This is a genomic window from Arthrobacter sp. LjRoot78, from assembly GCF_964254335.1.
Lineage (GTDB): Bacteria > Actinomycetota > Actinomycetes > Actinomycetales > Micrococcaceae > Arthrobacter.
Genome location: NZ_CAXUTG020000001.1, coordinates 1356082 through 1374697, shown reverse-complemented (window position 1 = coordinate 1374697; position 18616 = coordinate 1356082). Strand labels below are relative to the sequence as shown.

9 protein-coding genes are annotated in these 18616 nt (G+C 64.8%); 1 reads left to right on the top strand and 8 read right to left on the bottom strand.

Translation table 11 applies throughout. From position 1 onward, the window contains the following. Nucleotides 1–65 precede the first annotated feature (65 nt). Nucleotides 66–1517, bottom strand: coding sequence for a polysaccharide deacetylase family protein (locus ACSQ1X_RS06410; protein ID WP_436057079.1), 1452 nt, complete (start codon nt 1515–1517; stop codon nt 66–68). Between the two features lie 591 nt (nt 1518–2108). Here ACSQ1X_RS06410 and ACSQ1X_RS06405 point away from each other — a divergent pair. Continuing rightward, the gene (locus ACSQ1X_RS06405) at nt 2109–3290 is read left to right on the top strand and encodes a chitinase (RefSeq protein WP_436057078.1); all 1182 of its coding nucleotides are present in this window, start codon (nt 2109–2111) and stop codon (nt 3288–3290) included. A gap of 24 nt (nt 3291–3314) precedes the next feature. Here the strand turns inward: ACSQ1X_RS06405 and ACSQ1X_RS06400 are convergent, their stop codons facing one another. The 7 genes from ACSQ1X_RS06400 to ACSQ1X_RS06370 all read right to left on the bottom strand — a co-directional run bounded on the left by ACSQ1X_RS06400 (nt 3315) and on the right by ACSQ1X_RS06370 (nt 18439). Continuing rightward, nucleotides 3315–4097 (bottom strand): hypothetical protein, encoded by a 783-nt coding sequence (locus ACSQ1X_RS06400; protein WP_436057077.1) that lies wholly within the window; start codon nt 4095–4097, stop codon nt 3315–3317. A gap of 97 nt (nt 4098–4194) precedes the next feature. Beyond that, nucleotides 4195–5202 (bottom strand): dTDP-glucose 4,6-dehydratase, encoded by a 1008-nt coding sequence (locus ACSQ1X_RS06395; RefSeq protein ID WP_055803938.1) that lies wholly within the window; start codon nt 5200–5202, stop codon nt 4195–4197. Between the two features lie 52 nt (nt 5203–5254). After that, nucleotides 5255–6685 carry a nucleotide sugar dehydrogenase gene (locus tag ACSQ1X_RS06390; RefSeq protein ID WP_436057076.1) on the bottom strand — a complete coding sequence of 477 codons (1431 nt, stop codon included), beginning with the start codon at nt 6683–6685 and terminating at the stop codon, nt 5255–5257. A gap of 558 nt (nt 6686–7243) precedes the next feature. Next, the gene (locus ACSQ1X_RS06385; RefSeq protein ID WP_436057075.1) at nt 7244–9943 is read right to left on the bottom strand and encodes a LuxR C-terminal-related transcriptional regulator; all 2700 of its coding nucleotides are present in this window, start codon (nt 9941–9943) and stop codon (nt 7244–7246) included. Then, on the bottom strand, nt 9940–12618 hold the full coding sequence (locus ACSQ1X_RS06380; RefSeq protein WP_436059280.1) for a LuxR C-terminal-related transcriptional regulator: 2679 nt from the start codon (nt 12616–12618) through the stop codon (nt 9940–9942). Before ACSQ1X_RS06380 ends, ACSQ1X_RS06385 begins: the two co-directional genes overlap by 4 nt. A 330-nt stretch (nt 12619–12948) precedes the next feature. Further along, nucleotides 12949–15729, bottom strand: coding sequence for a LuxR C-terminal-related transcriptional regulator (locus ACSQ1X_RS06375; protein ID WP_436057074.1), 2781 nt, complete (start codon nt 15727–15729; stop codon nt 12949–12951). Beyond that, nucleotides 15707–18439 (bottom strand): LuxR C-terminal-related transcriptional regulator, encoded by a 2733-nt coding sequence (locus ACSQ1X_RS06370; RefSeq protein WP_436057073.1) that lies wholly within the window; start codon nt 18437–18439, stop codon nt 15707–15709. The genes ACSQ1X_RS06375 and ACSQ1X_RS06370 overlap by 23 nt, the downstream gene beginning before the upstream one ends. Nucleotides 18440–18616 lie beyond the last annotated feature (177 nt).

Genomic DNA, 18616 nt, shown 5'->3' with positions numbered 1-18616 from the left:
GGGAATCGACTCGATTCTTGTTTTCGAGCCCGTGGAGCCTCAGCACTGGCGGCAACGGGCGGGGCCTAGGGGGAGGCGGCCGGCGCCCCCGTGTCGTACATCTCGTAGTCATCTGTAGCCAGCTCCCCGTCGCTGAACAGATTCAAGCCAAAACTGATCCCGACGGCGTCTGCCGGCACCGGCGGTGCAGTCCACTCAGCCTGCCGGTAGGCAGCGCTGGCGGGAAACCATGGGCTGGCTGTCCAATAGGTCCAGGTGCCAACCTTGTTGCGGTAGTACAACTCGAACTGCGTGGATGCCGTGGAGCTGTACCAGGCCCGCAGCGTGTAGCTGTGGCCGGGGACGACGCTTGGCGCGCACGCCCCCAGGTCCATGACAGGCAGCAGCTTCGCGTCCCCGGATGTGTATCCGGTAACGTCCAGCCGCCGCGCGATGCTGCCGGTACGGCCGGGAGCCAGCACGCTTAGAACGTGTGAATTCTCGCCGTAGGAGGAGACCTGCCAGCACTCCGGAAGTCCGTATTTTCCGGCTGTTTCCAGCCCCGGGTTACGCAGCGCGTTGGTGCCTGGCGGCGCGGGCGGAGCAGAAGGTCCCGGAACTGCGGGCTTGGCCCCTCCCCCAATGACGTCGTGCACGGTGCGGATGGCAGTGGTGCCCTCGTCAGTCCGGGTTACCAGCCATGAGACGAAGTCATTGAAGAGTGCCGGGCTGACGGACCGCGGGCTGCCGCTGTCGTCGATGTCATAGAAGGCCAGCTGCAGCCACCCTCCTGTGGTCTCAGCTTCCATCACTGACTGCTGCAGATCCGCAATGGTCCACGCGGAACCGACCTCTGGCGTCGACCTCGTGCTGAACGGGTCAGCCGGCCGCACCGTTTCAGACACGGCGCAGTCGCCGCAACCCAGCCGGCTGCGGAGATCGCCCTCGCTGCGTGCACTGTTATACCCGCAGCCGGCAACCATCGCCTTCGCCTCCGGCGACTTCGCGGCGAACGGGTAGGAAAAGGAGGTGACCTTGAAGCCCCAGTCAGTGAGGTTGGACCGGTCGTTGCAGACCTGCCGGGTGGCTTCATCAGGTTCAAGTGCCGTCAAGTCGGCGAGGGTTGCCGTGTGGCCGCCAATCTCGTTGCCATCGGCGGCCAGCGCGTGCAGGTCCTCCACTGTCATGTAGTCCTTTGCCCCCATGAACCCGGAGTTAACGAAGAACGTCCCCCGCAGTCCTTGGCTTCGAAGGGTCCGGGCGGCAGCCAGCTGACTGGCCCTGCCGCCGTCGAACGTCAGTGTGACCGTGGTCAGCGCCAGGCTGGTGTCCACTGGTGCCGCAAAATTCTTCAGCGGCCCCTGTGCGTCCTTGGCCGGTACCATGCTGTCCTTTGGCGCCAGGGCGGCGGAGCCTGTCAGGAGTGCCAGTCCGGCAAGCCACGAAACTGCCAAGAGCGTTGTCCGTTTCCGCTGCCTGGTCAATCCGGAACCGGGCGGACCGCCCTGCTCCCCCGGCAGTTCATACCTTTCGCTCATGACAGACATCCCCTTTTACATCCGTATCGCCCGGCCGCAAGAGGATCCCCCAGGCCGCAGTGTTTCATGAAGTGACACCTTGAAGGGGTCGGTGACGACTGGGGGGAAGCCTTGGTCTCAAAGGCTTGTTCGCCACCGACCCCCGATCATGGGCCCCGGGCCTGCGCGCCAGGGCTGGCTGCCTCGCGGCAGCTGCGTCGGCAGAATTGGGAGAGGTTTCACCGGCGGGCTCCGCTGGCCCGGGCATTCCTGCTGCCATGGCCGTCACGGACTGCCGTTCAGGGGTATGGTTGCGTGCATTCGCCCGCAAAGGTGCGTCCATTCCCATTTTGAGACCCGATTCTCCCCCGGAACTCTGTATCTATCCGACATCCAAAGCCTATTAAGCCGGGAGGCCTGCGGCACGAGTGGTGCCTACCCGTCTTTGCCTTTATCGCGTGCCGGGTGGGCCCGGCGCCACTCGCCCGCTACCCGGCGCGGTACTCGTTGCGTACCCGAAGACACCCGAAGTGGCAGGTGCCTGGGAGCCACCGAGAGGGGTGCCGTGGTGAAATGGTGTCTAAGTAAACCAGAGGGGGGCGTGGGAACCGGATGTCAGCCATCAGCCGAGGCTCGGGTCCGGCCGCCAGGGCCGAAAAGGAGCCGTCGCCGCAGCCGGTTGAGCAGCCGGTTGCCGGTGGATCCCGCGCCCGCCGGCCGTTTCAGCTGCGTCAGCCCTCGTCGCCCCTCATAACCGGAATTGCTGTGGCCACCATCCTCGCCAGCGTGATCTTTTTTTGGGCCTGGCGTTCCGGCCTGGCCACGGGAGCCGCGCAACCCACGTGGTTCGCAGGGTACGTCGATGTCACTGTCTCCCCGCCCTACGCCTTCGAGGAGGGTGCTACGCCGGGCACCAGGGACGTTGTGCTGGCTTTTCTTGTCGCTTCCCCGCAGGACTTCTGTGTGGCCAGCTGGGGCCCCACCTACGGCCTCGAGGAGGCAAACACCGCCCTGGGCCTGGAGAAGCGGATTTCCGATCTTCGCTCCCGCGGCGGATCGGCGGCCGTGTCCTTTGGCGGGGCGCGGAACGGTGAACTGGCCACAACATGCAGGGACGAAGGGAAGCTCCGCACCGCCTACCGGGACGTCGTTGAGCGCTACGAACCTGCCTTCATCGACTTCGACCTGGAGGGCGCCGACCTGCTGGACCAGGCCGGTGGCGAACGCAGGGCCAGGGCAGTGGCGGCATTGCAGGGAGACCGCAATTCGTCAGGTAAGGAGCTCCCGGTCTGGCTGACTCTTCCTGCTTCTCCGCGAGGACTCACCGACGCCGGCATAGCCGCCGTCGAACAGATGCTCCAGGCTGGCGTGCAACTGGCCGGCGTCAACATCATGACCATGAACTACGGCGCCAGCCGGAGCATTTCCCAAGGCATGCTCGAAGCCGCCAAGGCTGCGGCGGAGGCCACGCATGACCAGCTGAGCATCGTGTACCAGCGAGCCGGGATCAACCTCAGCCGCGAACAGCTTTGGAAGAAGATCGGGCTGACCCCCATGATCGGCCGCAACGACCTGCCGGGCGAGATCTTCGGGCTGGACGCTGCCCGTGACCTGAAAGACTACGCCGTGGAGTTGGAGATCCAGCGCCTGTCGATGTGGTCGCTGAACCGCGACGCGACCTGCCCCTCCAGTGAGCAAAGGGAAGACGCCAGCTTTACCTGCAGCGGCGTGGACCAGGGAGGCAGCAGATTCTCCGATCTCCTGGGATCAGGACTCCCTGGCCGGATGGATTGAGGCCGGATGGATTGAGCGCGGGCCTTACTTCACCTGGCTGGTTGTGACTACGTCCAGCCAGGGGCCTGGCGGAACATCCTTCTGATCCACGAATTGCCAATCCACTTTGTCCGCTTCCCCGTTGAGGGTGCTGAAGCCGAGGCAGCCGTTGAGGGCCGGCGAAACGTCCATTCCGGCGCCATTGAACTTCTTGTTGGCCGGCCGCGCATCGTTCGCACCAAAGACGTACTCCTTGTCCTGGTATTCCCCCGGGCCTGCATCCTGGATTTGGCCGTAGCACTCCCTGCCGTCCTTGCGGATCTTGACCCAGCGGTTCTTCATGTAACTGAAGGAGCGGTTGGTGGCCTGGCCTTTGTATCCGTCGTCGTTTGCCCAGGGGATGACTGTTGCCCGCTCCCGGAAGGCGGCGGCATTGTTGATATCGTCATACGGCAGGTCGAGGTAGAAGGGGTTCTCCTTTGGCTTCAGGTTGGCGGGCGCATAGCCGTTGGAACCTGACCGTGGTTCGGTCTCACAACCGTCAGATGTGAGCCGGCCGTCACAACCGCCATAACTGTCCATCCACTTCGAGTCATAGGTGGAAAAGACCTGGCTGCCGTCGGCGGCGTCGGGGTCAAAGACTTCGCCCACCCAGAAGGTGGTGGCAACAATGTTCGTGTGCCAAGGGTATTTCCCCTGCGACCGTTGCTCTGACTCCGGAGGTGTGCAGGCTGTGGCCACCATTGACAGCAGCAGCACGGCCGCCAGCAGCCCTGTCCTGCCTGCACTGCGTGCACGGCAAACCAGCTCGGAGTCAGTTTCGCGCACTGTTTCCCCTAGGAATCGATAGCCGCCCGGACCTCAGTTGTTTTCACTTCATTCTGGGACAGTTGCGCCCCCGTCCGGCGCGGCACCTCACGGACGGCTAGTTGGCCGCCATCGTGACTTTCCACCCGAGCGGATCGGGTGCTTTCACCGGGCGGTGATCGGCCGCCACGTTCTGGATGATCTGGTCCAGCGTGGTCTTGGGGTCGAAGCCCACCAGATCTTTGGCTTTGCTGTTGTTTGGTACTCGGCGGCGCATGTCCTCATAACCCTCCGCGTAGGCCTGTTCGTAGGGCACCAGGGTGATGGGGCTTTCACTGCCGAGCAGCTCCACGATTCGCTGAGCGAGGGTCAAAATCGAGATCTCATAGCTGCCGCCGAGGTTGTAGGCATTGCCGTGGGCGGACTCTTCCTCCGAGATTTTGGTGATAGCCGGGACGATGTCGCCGACGTAGGAGAAGCACCGCGTCTGGTGTCCGTCGCCATAGACCGTCAACGGCTCGCCGGCCAACGCCTGTTTGACGAGGCGCGGCACCACCATTCCGTACCGGCCGGTCTGCCGCGGACCAACGGTGTTGAACAGCCGGACGATGGCGACCGGAAGGCCGAACTGCCGCCAGTAAGCGTGCGCGAATGCCTCGTCGATCCCCTTTGCCGCGGCGTAGGTCCACCGGGACTTGAGCGCGGAGCCGAGGATCCGGTCCGACTCCTCTGACAGGCTGTCCGAGGTGTTCTTTCCGTAGATCTCACTGGTGGACGCCAGGAGCAGCGTGGCACCGGACTCCAGGACAGCATCCAGGACCACTTCCGTGCCGTGGATGTTGGTGCGCAGACTCTCCAGCGGGTGCTCCACGATGAGGTTGACGCCGACTGCTGCCGCCAAGTGGAACACCCGGTCAGCACCTGCCACCACTTTGTCCACCGCCGCGCGGTCCAGGATGGTGCCCTCCACGAAGTGGAAGTTCCGGTGGCCAATCACTGTCCGGAGGTTCTCCAGGCGACCGGTCGAGAGGTCATCCAGAACGGTGACTGTGTCTCCGGCCGCGAGGAGGTGCTCCACGAGATGGCTCCCGATGAAGCCGGCTCCGCCGGTGATTGCTGTTTTCACTTCTCCTACTTTCTTTTGAAGCCCAGCGGGCCGCTGGAATCACAACCTGAATTCACAACCTCGTGACGTTGGTCCCGGCCGGAAGCCGGTAGGTGGTGTCGAGGACGGCCGGCGCGTCGCGCAGCCACTCGATGTCCATTGCCGAGTGCCTCGTGTGAAGGATGACCAGGTCCGCGTCCCAGCCCGAGGGATCCTCGAGCGATTCCAGGGCACTTCCCTGGCCGTCGGGAGCCGTGGGGCACCACGGATCGTGGTAGGCAACGACAGCGCCGTGGGCGACCATTGCGGCGATGATTTCCAAGGCCGGCGATTCGCGGAGGTCCTCGACGTCCGGCTTGTAAGCCACGCCAAGAACCAGCACACGGGCTCCGCTGATTCCGTGGTTCCGGTCCGAGAGGATGCGGCGGGCCTTTTCCACTACCTGGTGGGGCCTGCCTGCGATGCCCGCCATGGCGTGCTCGATGACCGGAGCCGTGACCCGTGCCTTCCTGAGCTGCCACAACAAGTAGTGCGGATCGCACGGAATGCAGTGGCCGCCGACACCCGGACCGGGGGTGAACGGCATAAAGCCATAAGGCTTCGTCGAGGCCGCGTCAATCACGTCCATGACCTCCATGCCCAGCTCGTGGCAAATATCCGCGAACTCATTGGCCAGCGCGATGTTCACCGCACGGAAGGTGTTTTCGACAAGTTTGGTCATCTCGGCCACATCAGCGGACGGCACGACGTGCACGAGCTTGGTGCTGGCCTGGAGCAGTGCCGACGCGGCCTCACCGCAAGCGGGAGTTACTCCGCCCACCACCCGGGGGACGTCCTCATGCGAGAAAGCGTCCACTCCCGGGTTGATCCGCTCCGGCGAGAAGGCCACGAACACGTCCGTGCCCGGGATCAGGCCCTTGGCGGCCAGCGGCACTGCCAGGAGATCCCGGGTGGAGCCCACGTAGGTGGTGGACGTCAACATCAGCAGCTGGCCCGGTACCGCGAATTCCACCACCGAGGCGCACGCCGCTCGCAGAATGCCGAGGTCCGGCACCAGGTACGGATCCACCGGCGTGGGGACACAGACCACCACTGCCGCCGCCCGTGCCAGCAGGGACAGATCCGTGCTGATCATGAACGTCGGATCCTCCAGGGCGTTACCCAGCCGGACCTTGTCGGAGTCCAGCAGGTCCGCCTGGCGGGACCGGATGACAGCCAGCCTGTTCTCGGACACGTCAAGTCCCAGGACGCGCCGTCCGGAGGCGTTGATGGCCAGCGCGGTCGGCAGGCCAACGTACCCGAGTCCGACTATCGCGACGTCGAACGTGAACGTGAGATCCTGGGCGGCGCCGTCCGCCACGGCCTCTGATTCCACGGCCTCGGGCGCGCGTTCAGGCGCCCCTGCCCCGTTCTCCGGCCATTCCCGGGAATCGTCAAGCAGCGGTGGAAGTTCGGCCCGGGTCAGCGGGGCCTTGTGAGCCTTTAGTTTGGTGTTCGGTGTCATGCTAAACCGACCTCCCGGTATTCGATTTGTCCCGTTTGTGTGAAGGCCGGCGACGACGGGTGGCAGGTCCCGGTCTCAGAAGACGCTGCCTGCTTCGTCGCCGGCTCGAATGGGGTGCCCGCAATCGGCGGTATGCTGGTCGCCCTGGAGGAGCGTTCGAGGGCGATAGCCACATGAAATTCCGAAAGCCAGTTGTCAGCTGATTGATACACGTAGAGATTCACTTCTTTCCCCAATAAATGCCTGCGGCCCAACAACCTACAGCGTATTAACCAACCACCTGCCGGGGCGCGAGTGGGCTCTACCCGTCTTTGCGGGTGCATCACTGAGGGGAACGGGGTGGTACCCGCGCGGTCCGCCCCCACCACTCGCATGGATACTCGTTTGAGGGCCATGCGAACGCAGTGGCGGCTCCGGTTTCGGGGCGCAGGCAATTATCCAGCGGGTAGCCGGAGGCTTGACTACCGTTGGCGGGCGCTATGTAGTCCGGTCCGTGGCCGGAGGGGCAGGGCAGGACGGGGCAGAGCCTGAATCAGCGAACCGGGCCCGTCACGGGCCCTAGGCAGGGCCAGGCAGGCCGGAGTGGCGGGCACCGTAGGCCACCGAAGCCAGATCCTCACGGTGGCTGATACCGAGTTTCGCGAACATCCGGTAGAGATGGCCTTCCACCGTCCGCAGTGAAAGCCCCAACTGGAGCGCGATCTCCCGGTTACTCGCCCCCGCCTGGACCAGAGCCGCGATTTCCTGCTCGCGCCGTGTCAGCTTGTGCAGGTCCGGTGGGATCTCGGCCGCCGAAGCACCGGCCTTGTTGAGTGCAGCATTCCGCTGTTTGACGAGTTTCTGGGCCTCGAACTGCCGGGGTTTGTCTCCCCGGGTCTCGAGGATCCGCAGGGCGTGGGTGGCGCATTCCGCGGCCGCCAGGTCCAGTCCGTCCCGTGCCGCCGCATCGCTCATTTCGACGAGGCGATTGACGTCCTTGGCAGCCAGGGCACGGCAGTACGCGGCCAGGAACTCCGCGCTTCGCCCTTCACAGCCCTCCGCCGCCGCAGCCAGGCGCGGCACAATGGACAGGTCCCCGAGCCGGAGCACCAGGGATAGGATCTCCACTTCGTAACTGAGGAATCCGGAGGTTGCCGCGGCGTCGGCAAGCGCCATGAGCTTTGATACAGCTGCCTGGACACCGACCCGTTCGGCCCGCGCCGCAACTGTGTAGGCCTGTCCCAGCAGTGAAGTATGGCGGTGATCCGACAGCAGCGCGTCGTAGGCGTTCGCGTTTGCAGTGGCCGTGTCCGTCCGGTTGAGGATGGACGCGGCGTACGCGGTGGCCGCGAGCGCATCGGGCAAGTCACCGCCGGCGTCGGAGAGGCGCAGCACCTCGGCTGCCTGGCTCAGCTTCGGCAGGGCCGCCCCGATGGTGCCCCGGCGCAGGTCTGCCGTGCCAGCCGCGAGGTGCAGCATCCCGCCAAAGTAGATCAGGGAGTTCGAGGCCTGCGCGATATGGTTCTGCAGGTAGTCGTCGAGGACGTCGAGTTCACCGGCATGGAGCAGCGCCAGCAAGTAGCGCCTCATCACGAACTCGGCGTACTCAAGCCGCCGATCACCGCTGGCGGCGAGGATGTCCTCGACGTCCATCACAATCTGCAATGCAGATACGGCGCGTCCCGTAAGTGCCAGCGACTCTGCCAGCAGCGTTCCGGCCAGAAGCCGGGACTCGTCGTCGTCCGTGGATTCCCAGATCTCCTGGAGTTCCTGCTCCGCTTCCACATGGCGTCCTGCCGCCTGGTAGCCTTCCAGGGCAAGGAGCCTGCTGCCCAGCCGGGCGGTGGCCAACTCCTTCGTGTCGAACCCGGGAGTGGCGTCTTCCAGCCTGGAAACGGCCTCTGCCCACGCATCGGCTGCCCGCAACACGGCCTCGGGCCCGTTGCGCTTGCCCGCGGCAAGCTGGGCCGCGAGCATCGATGCCTGCCGGACGGTGCGCAGGTCGGTGGCTTGTTCCACCACACCCTCGAGGCACAGGCCCGCTCCGACGGGATCGCGCCCATAGAGTTTGGCGCGGGCCAGCTCCACTTGTGCCGCGAGTTTGAGGGACGGCTCCCGGATCGCACCCACGACCCGTTCCACGTAGTCGGGAATGAAGAGCCGGTTCGCCAGCTGGGCTGCCTCGAGGATGTCTGCGTCAGGGACGGTTGCCCCGGACTCCAGCGCCCAGGTGACGTGCCGGAGCCTGCCGTCCAGGGTCTCGGGGCGGGAGTCCAGAAGGTCGACAATCCGTCGTCGGATGGTCACGCTGCGGGCGGTCGGTACCAGCTGCCTGATCACTTCGCCGATCAGCGGCTGCGCGAGGCGGACGTGCCGCGCGGCGTCGGCAGAGATTGCGATGAACTGGAGCTCCTTGAGTTCATCGACGGCGTGGCTGTCGCTGGCCCGCTGGAGGACGCTGAGCGGAATAGCCTCTGCCAGCGCCACCGATTCCAGTGCCTGACGCTGTTCGGGGTTCAGCTGCATGATCTGGTTCCGGACCAGGTCCATCAGCCGGACGGTGGCCGCTCCGGGCTCGCCGAGGAGCACCCAGGTGTCATTTCGCTGAAGCAGGTGGCCGCGGGACTTGGCATGGGTTATAAGTTCCAGCAGGAACATCGGGTTTCCGCCGGATGACCTGAACAATACGGCGCTGGCGCTGGGGACGAGGGGCGAGCCAAGCACGCGCGTGCACAACTCGTCCACTTCTTGCTTGGTCAGCGGCTGCAGTTCGAAACGGTCCACCAGCCCTTCCGACCACATCGATAGCACTTCCGGAGGCGCCGAAGGATGCGGGCGGCAGAGCAAGACCACCCTGGCGGCCTCCGCAGCGGCCAGCTGTGCAATGACGGCTGCACTGCTGTCGTCCAGATGCTGGGCGTCCTCCACCACCAGCACAGCTTGCGACTGGTCCCGCAGGCCCTCCGGATTGAGTTCCGTTACCAACGCCTTGAGCACTGCGCGCGGCTGGTCCGTCTGTCCGGGAGTCAAAGCGGTCAGCAACGGTGCAAGGGCCGCATACGGTACCTCGGAAAGCGACGGTCCCGCGTAGACGTAAAAGGGCCGGATCCGGCTGCCAAGCTCAAAAACAACCTCGTTGATCAGGGCGGTCTTGCCGATGCCGGCGTCTCCAAGGATCAGTGCGCCGGGGCCGTTGGCGTCGAGGAGGCAGTCGACAACCGACGCAACCATGCCGAATCGCCCAATCAGCCGCTCTGCCGTGATGGTGGTTTCAGTCATGGCTGGTCATCTCCTGTACTGCCAAGGGCTACCGGAAGCTCCAAACGCTCTTCGATTTTTAGCTTGCCGTAAATCTGGTAGAGGTGGCCCTCCACTGTCCGCACTGACACGTGCAGCTGGGCCGCGATGCTCTTATTACTCGCCCCGGCGGCGGCCAGCTGTGCTATCTGGAGTTCGCGGGCCGTCAGCGTTAGCCGGTCATGGGTGCCGTCCTGTGGCGTCCGCAACCGCCGGCGACACGTTTCCGCCAGGTGCTTCGCCTGCCTGACCAGGCTCCTTTCGAGGTGCGCCTGGTCGAGGTTCAGGATCGACTCGGCGATGTCCAGGGCGAACCTGTCATTGTGAATCCTGGCTGCGAGGTTTGCGGCGGCCATGAGGTCGTCGGCTTCGCGGGTCATGACGCCCCGGGCGTAATGTGCACACAGTTCCGCGAAGGGTCCCTGACTTTCGCGCGCACTATTCAGCAGCCTCGGCGCCGCATCGGATTCCCCCAGTCTGACGGCCGAACTCAGGCACAGCAGCTCATGCCCGACGTTGCCGGAACCACGGTCATCCTCCGCCATGCGGAGCAACTGCTCAATTCCCGTCCGCGAGCCGTCCAGTTCGGCCCGCGCAAGGGCCGTGAAGTAACCTTCTGCCCGGGACACCTTCCAGGTTTTCCGCCTGGACACGGATTCCGTCTCGGCAAGATAAGCGAGTGCCGCTTCCCGTTCGCCCTGCAGCGCGGAAGCATAGGCCGCCGCGGCACAGGCCAGGGGCAGGATGCCATCACTGTCCTGGATTCGCAGCTGGCTGATGCCGGGAACGAGGAGATCGAGTCCGTCGCGTCCGCGGCCCTGCATGCAAGCGCAGATCGCTTCCGGTATTTCAGTGGCACTGAACCGCCGGTAGATCACGGATGACGGGAGCCAGTCCTCCGTTGGCAGGGTCTCGGTCGACTCATCCCACCTGCCGGCCACCAGGTACGCAAAGCGGAGCCGTGAGATCACCGACTGCGCGATGGCCACCGGGATCTCAGGCCGCAGGCACTGCAACTTCAGCTGTTCGGCGAGCTCGGCGGCATCTGACTGGCGTCCCGTCACGGCCCACGCTTCACACAGCCAACTGCCCGCCTGAAGCCTGAATTCCGGGCTGTGGAACTCGACATTGTTCAAGGAATCGGTGAGGTCCGCCGCCATGTCCCGGTAGCTTCCGTCATAGCCGGCTGCTTCAGCTTCGGCCAGCGTGAGCTGTTCCCTGATGCGCCTGAGGTCCGGTGCCGACATTTTCTCTGCCGGACCGGACGTATCGTCATATAGTATTTTCCGGGCCTTGGCCAAAGACGCCGGCGCCTCGCGCCAGGCGTCCGGGGTGGCGAGGAAAACCGAGCTCTCAGACAGCAGTATGCCGATCGATTCGGCGAGCGCGGGGTCTCCCTGCGACAACTTGCGGTGCCGCCGAACCACAGCCAGGGCCTCCTCCACTTCACCGAGGGTCATCAGCGCCGCCACTTCTTCGGTAACTGCTGCGGCCAGCGCATCGTGTCCCGGGATGGAGCGGACGAACCGGAGCGCCAAGGCAGCATCCAGCCGCCTGTTGGCGAGTCGGGCGGCCGAAAGGGATTCTTCGATCGACAACGGTGCGCCGCAGTCGAGGGCCCAGACCGCGAACGGCAGTTCCGTGGCGGGGGTGCGGAGGGAGGGGGCGGCTGCCAGGAGGACCATTTCACGGAGCTCGTTGCTCCGGCCGGGCGGAACGTTCTCGCGGACCACATCTGCCACCAGCTGGCTTTGGATCCTCACGCGGCGGGGCAGGGAGTCCTCGACCGCAAGGACCCCGCGCTCTTCGAGGGCGTCCACGTCGTCGGCAGCCACGAGCGTCAGCAGCGTGTCCAACGGCAGGGTTTCCGCGAGTGAGAGGATTTCCAGGATCCGCCGGTCAGCCTCGCCCATGCGCCCCAGCCGCGTGGCGATCAGGTCGGTGATGGCCCGTCCATGGACCCTGTGATCGGCCGTCAGGACCCACACCCCGTCCCGGACCACCAGCGAACCGGAGTCAGCCAGCTCCATGGCGAGCATCTTGAGGTAGTGCGGGTTGCCATCGCTTGCTGCCCAGAGCGATTGGACGGCAGAGTGTGAGACCTTTGCGCTGAGGCCTTCTTCAAGCCAGCTGACGGCTTCCCGGAAGGACAGTGGTTCGAGGTTCACCCGGGTCAGGAATCCGCCGTCGCACAGTCCCGAAATCTCTGCCGACAGCCGCAGCGGATCTGAGCAAGTCAGGACCAGGCGGACTGCGCGGTTTCGGGCGAGCTGGGCGATTGTCACGGCCGTCAGTTCGTCGGCTTCGCCGGCGTTGTCGACGAAAAGGTAAACGGTCTTTCCCTTGGCCCGTTCCCGCAGGAGCCGCATGAGACCGGACAACACCAGCACGGGGTGGTTCAAGTATCCCGGCTCCAGGTCGCTCAGCAGCATGTTGAGGGCCCCGTACGGCGAACGGGACAAGGCGGCACTGCACCGAAGCGTCACAACCAGGGAATCGTCACGGAACTGCTTGAGTGCGTGGGTGGTAAGGAACGTCTTTCCGGTGCCCGAGGCTCCGGTCACCAGTACTCCCCCTGCTGACTCCGCCAAGGCGCGGGTAATATCGCTGACCGCCTGCTTGCGACCGATCAAAGGCCATGCGGCGCCCCGTGACATTCCGGCGGACCTGGTGGCGTGTGAACTGGCCACATTATCAGCTGTCAACATGAGTGAGACCTCTGTATTTACGAGCGATTCCTGGTACCCCAAATTAACCAGCTGTCACGCCCGCGGGCACCAGTAGTGAGTACTCGAATTTGCGCCTTAGCCATACCTGTACTTGGAAAGCAAGTACCCCTGGTCGCCGGTCCAAGGTACGCAGGCCCGCGGATCTGCCGCTGACAGGCGGCTAGAGCGGCGCCCGGGGCGCTTCGAAATAGTTAACAAGTTGCCGCCGCCGTACCGTTTCGACGGCCGCGTCCGAGTAGGGCCTCCCGGTCCAGGTACTCATTTCCCGGGTGATGGTTTGGCCTTAACCGGCGGGTCCTCTCCGAGGCCCGCAGCGGCAGCCAACTCGTCACGTCCCGCGATGCCAAGCTTCAGGTAGCAACGATAAAGGTGGCCTTCCACCGTGCGGACAGAGATCTGGAGCTTGTCCGCAATCATCCGGTCGCTGAGTCCGGTGGCCGCCAGCCCCACAATGTTCCGTTCGCGCTTGGTCAGGATGGGGGCCACCGTGTCCGGCTGGGCTTCGTTGCCGGCGTGGCCCAGCTCTTCGTTGCACCGGGCGATGCCGGCCCGGGCCATGGCAGCCAGCTCCCGGTTCCGGCTTCGGTCCAATGAGGTCAGGGCTGCGGCATAGGCATCCGAGGCCAGTTGGAAGGCCGAGGCCGCGAAGAGGGACTCCCCCGCACGCAGGAACAGTTCGGCGCTGCCATCGGCGAGCGCGGCAGAGTACTCGGCCAGTGCCGCAGCCCAGGTGCCTTCCACTGCGCCCGCCAGCTCCTGCAGCCGCCCCAGCCTGGTGGCGTCTCCCAGGCCCATGGCCAGGGCGAGGGCATTCAGTTCCAAAAACGCGGCGCCCTGTCGCGCGGCTTCCTCCGCATTTCGGTGCAGGGCCGCGATGCCGGACCCGGTCCCTGCCTGGAGCTCCTCACCGGCAGCAACGAAGTCCCGCGCAAACGCTGTCACAAGGTGCATGCCGCGCTCGCCCCATGCTTCATAGTCTGACCGCAGCCTGTCGGCCTCGGCCTTGAAGCCCTGGGCTGCGGCCACGTAGTAGGCCATGGCCGCGCAGAACCGGAACATCTGCTGGGGATCGCTGTCGCGGAGGGCCTCGAGCCCCGTGACCAGCAACTCCAGGGCTTCGGCGAGCTTCCCCTGCCGGAGTGCTATGTAGCCCATCACGACGTACGAGGCACCGCTGAACGAGACCATGGCGGAACCGAAAGACGTCTGGGCGTAGCCGTCCAGGAGCTGCTGGGCCTCAGCCCACTCCCCTGCGGCCAGGTCGCAGGCGACGAGCCGGACCACGGTGAACTCCGGGAGGAAGAAGATGTCGTTGTCGGGAGGCTGGACCTGGCCGTAGGCATCCATCGCGAGCTGGCGCCCTTGCAACGGATACCCCAGTGCACACAGCCGTTCGGCCTGCAGGGCCAGTGCCATCGACCTGGTGAGCGCGCCGTCCGGTTCCCCGGCGGAAGCGTCGGCCACCAGCAGGTCATCGAGCCTGGGACCCATCTGCCTGTAGTCGCCCGTGAGCGAGTACGCCATGAGTTCCACCAGGGACGCCCGCCGTGCCGTGACCTTGCGGATGGCGGCCGACTCCGCGGGGTGGGCCGCGGCCTCTTCTTCGCCCCACTGGCGCAGCCGCCGGGCATCGTCCGTAATCGCCGAGGCGGGGTGCCCGAGTGCCGTCCGGGTGGCCGACCTCAGGAGGCTGTTCACCACCATGTGCGTGAGGCCGCTGCCGGCGTCCACATTCACGTTCAACAGGGCGGCGGCTTCGTCGTAGTGCCCCAGGTTGTAGTGCGAGCGGGCCATCACGGCCCGTGCCGTCTGTTGCAGTTCAGGATCCCGGACAGCCCAGGCGATGCGCAGGGCCGTTTCGCTTTCGAAGAGCTTGCAGGCCAGCACAGCAGCCCGGATCAGCAGTCTGGCAGGAACTTCCGCTCCGCAGTCCAAAGACCAGGAAACCATCCGGAGCAGGGACTCGGGTTTATCAGCGGAAAGTTCCATCCGGGACACGAGCTCCCGGTGCAGCTGCAGGCTTCGGGCCGCGGGAACGATACGGCGCAGAACTTCCCCGTAGACCGGGCTGACCAGCCGGAGGGTCGGTTCACTGTCCACCGACTGGACTACCAGCCGCTGGTCCAGCAGTTCCTTGACCGCGGGCTCACCGGCAATTTCTCCCACGAGGGTCCTGTCCACCGGTTCAGCCAGCGCAATCAGGTTCAGCGCCTCACGGCCGTCGGCCGAGATGCGCATGAGCTGGACCTTGACGACGGCGGTGAGTTCCAGCGTCCGTACATGGGAGGAACCTGCGTTGAGCCAGACCCCGTTGCGCTGGATCAGGTCGCCCGAACGCTGGGCCTCGCGGATCAGGGTCTTCAGCAGCAGCGTGTTCCCGCCGGCCTCCTGCCAGTATTCACGCGACGTGCTGTTGAGCACTTTGCCCTCAAGCAGCGCCTCGCACAGTTGATGACCCTGTTCCAGGGTGAGGGGGGCGATGTCGAACCGTTCGGCCGTGCCGTCATGCCAAAGCCGTAGCAATGGCTGGGGTATGCCGGGTCGCGGAATGCAGGTGGCGACGAGTTTGGCCCAGCCCGCCTGGACAAGTTCGGAAATCATCTCGGCCGTGGCGGTGTCGAGGTCGTGGGCGTCGTCGACCAGCAGCAAGGCCGGTCCCGGCCCCTTCCTGCCACTTTCGAGGTGCGCCCACAGCGCCCTGAGGACGGCCACTTTTGAGGTCACGTCCTCTACTGAGAGATCGGCGAGGTACGGGGATAGTGCACCGTACGGAACGGGCGAAAGTGACGGGCTTCCGTGGACAGTCATGACCGCCTGCCGGCCATTTCCTGCGCTATTCAGTTGCGTCAGAAATGACGACGCTCCCAATCCGGCGTCGCCGACGACGAAAACCGCCCAGCAGTCATCCGACGCGAGGGCGTCTTTGACCGCGGACAGCATGTCCCCCCGGTCTATCCAGGGTTCATCAGCATTCTGGCGCCGGGTCCCGGCGCGCGACCGCCCCGAAGCCTTCCCGTCAGACTTGAGCGGTTCCTTCAAGCTCACTCCTCGATGAAATCCCCATTTTCGTGAAGATCTGGTAGAGATGGCCTTCCACCGTGCGTATGGAAAGCTGCAGCCGGTTGGCGACTTCCTTGTTGCTCAACCCCTGGCTGGCCATCCTGGCAACCTGCCGTTCCCGTTCGGTCAGTTCAGGTCCCACCGTATGCGGCATCAGCGGCAGCACCGGCAACGTTTCCACGAGCCGGTCCAGCCGGTGCTGGGCGGCACGTGCGGACTGGGAGTCACCCTTTTCCCTGGCGATGTCCAGCGCCAGCACGACGCATCTGGACTCCACCGCGTCGAGGTGCAGCTCCTGGGCCAGTGTCGCCGCCTCAAGCAGTAGTTTGGAATCCTTCTTTCTGCTCCCCTCCCCGACCAGACGGTTGACGCTGGCCATCTTTCCCTGCCTGCGGGAGGAAACCTCGGTCAGCAGGACCAGTTCTTCCTCCGTTCCATGCACCGTAGCACCGAACAGGCTGATGGAGGCAGTGGTGGTCCGCCCTTTGGAAATGTCCTCGTGCGCGGACTCGATCAGCTTCTGCTTTGCGCCCGGATCCTTGAGCCACCGCTTGGCCATCCGCACGCAGAAGTCGGCCATCCAGGAGGTGAACCAGGCGACATGCTGTTCCTCCTGGGCGGCCAGGTCGAGGAAGTTTCGCGATTCCTGGATATCACCGGCCTGGGCATAGGCGAAGGCCAGCGCTGAGCAGGCCAGTGACGGTCCGTAGTAGCTTCGCCTGATTTCCAGTTGTGCCTGGGCGCCGAGCAATGTGTCGATGGCGAGGTCGGCCCGTCCGGCATAGGTGTAGGCGACGCCCAGCGCAAGTTCCGCCGCCCCGCCCAGGTACTGCATGATTTTGGGCTTCTGGTCCAGCGCGTCAGTGAGTATCCTGACGCAGTCCTCCCATTGGCCGCTGCAGAGCAGGGCGGCAAACAGTCCTTCGGCCTGCCAGCTCAGCATTCCGGGCACCACGTTGGACTGTTCCATCCGGTGCTGAATCTCGGCTGCCAGGGCAATGGCGTCGGCTTCCCTGCCCAGCACTGCCCACGCCATGGTCAGCAGGCAGGCGCAGTTCAGGACGTACAGCGGGTCGCCGTCTTCTTTGTAGGCCTGTTCCAGGTCTCCGGCGACGGCGGCATACTCACCCTGGTGGATCATTTGCTCGAATTCGGCGAGCATGATCAGCTCGTGGGCACGGGCAAAGTCGGCAGGTGTCTCATTGCCGATGGATGCCCTTTCCCGCCGGGTCAGCTCCTGCCGGGCCGCCGACAGGATGCTGTCGATCCGGGTGTACCCTCCGTGGACCCAGAGCAGCGCGCTGCAGAAATCCTGCACGCAGCTCGCGTAGGCGGTCGCGGGGAGTTCAGCCAGCTGCTCGGGTGTGACCTCCTCCAGGACCGCCACAGCCGATTCATGCTCGGCCAGCGTCATGTAGGCGGCGGCCCGTTGCCTGGCAGCTTCAGCCCAGTGAGGATCTCCGACGTGGATCTGCGCCAGTGCTTCCAAAGCGAACATCGGGTCGAACAGCCGGTTCGCCGCAGCGGCTGCGGCCAGTGCGAACGCCGGCTCCACAGGCTCACCGCAGTCAAGGGTCCAGGCGACATACCCCAGGAGCTCTTCGACATCCATCTCGGCAGGGGTTGCACCCACAACCCGTGCGACGAGCTGGTGCAGTTCCTTGCGCCGCGGCAGGTCCATCCAGCCCCGGATGACTTCGCCGACGTATTCGTCCTTCAGGCTCACCCAGCGGCGGCCCGTCTCGCCGACTTGCAGGTACCCGGCCTTTTCGAGGTCGGCTACGACCGCCGGGTCCAGGACATCAAGGAGGACGAATAAGGGAACCCGGCGGATCAGGGCGAGCCACTCCAGGCCTTCCCTGACTTTGGGGGTTTCACGTGCAAGCCGGGACCTGACCAGGTCCACAAGGGCGTCGGCTTCCGCGAGGTTGATCCCCCCGCGGAGCGCCCACACTTTCCCCGCGAGGTGGAGGTTGCCTGAACGCAATTGCTCAATCACGATCGCCTGGAGAACCAGCGGGTTTCCGCCGCTCGCCGCGTACAGCGAACTGGCGGCTGTAGCAGTCACGGGACGCCCGAGAACGCCGGCAAGCAGTTTGCTCACTTCCGGCCGGGTGAATACTTCGAGCCGGACTTCCTCGAGCGAATTGTTGCGGAGGAGCCGGATCAGGTCTTCGGGCATGTCCGTCACGTTGCGTACGGTGACCATGAGCTTCGCGGCGCCGCTCAGGATGAGGTGCATCAGGACGGCGGTGCTCATGCTGTCGATCGCCGGCAGGTCTTCGAGCACTACCAGGACAGGGCGCCCTGCGGCGTCTTCGCGGATGAGCCGGGAAATGCCGTGGACAATTTCACCCGGGGATTCCAGCACATGTCCGGGCAGCCGGGCTACGAGAAACGCCAGTTGACCGAACGGAATGGCAGGATCGGTGGTGGTTCCGTGGAGGTGGATGACATGCATCTTGCCCACCAGCTTGGCTTCCACTGCGCGCGCAAATGTAGACTTGCCGACGCCTTGCGCGCCGACAACTACGACGCCGTGAAGTTCGTTCTCGGACAGGATCGAAACGACGGACGCCTGGATGTCCTGCCTGACCAAAGACGACCACTTACGACGCTCGGAGGCTCCCATGCCCCGGCGTTCAGTCTCCAGGAGCCCCCCGTGTTCAGAACCTGGTGATGCAAGCACGATCGATCACGCTACCTTCGTGGCTCCAGCTGATGCGAGTTGGCTGAGCCGTCGGGTGTTCAGTTTTCCGATGCCGCCAACCGAGGCAACAAGACCTTGAATGTGAAAATTACCATAGCAGGTATGGCTAAACAATTAGGCCGCTTTGTGCAACTGGTTAACCAATTGCCTTGCACT

Excerpts from the sequence above, each read along its gene's own strand:
- ACSQ1X_RS06390 (WP_436057076.1), bottom strand. The coding sequence starts at position 6,685 with ATGACACCGAACACCAAACTAAAGGCTCACAAGGCCCCGCTGACCCGG.
- ACSQ1X_RS06380 (WP_436059280.1), bottom strand. The coding sequence starts at position 12,618 with ATGTCACGGGGCGCCGCATGGCCTTTGATCGGTCGCAAGCAGGCGGTC.
- ACSQ1X_RS06385 (WP_436057075.1), bottom strand. The coding sequence starts at position 9,943 with ATGACTGAAACCACCATCACGGCAGAGCGGCTGATTGGGCGATTCGGC.
- ACSQ1X_RS06410 (WP_436057079.1), bottom strand. The coding sequence starts at position 1,517 with ATGAGCGAAAGGTATGAACTGCCGGGGGAGCAGGGCGGTCCGCCCGGT.
- ACSQ1X_RS06405 (WP_436057078.1), top strand. The coding sequence starts at position 2,109 with ATGTCAGCCATCAGCCGAGGCTCGGGTCCGGCCGCCAGGGCCGAAAAG.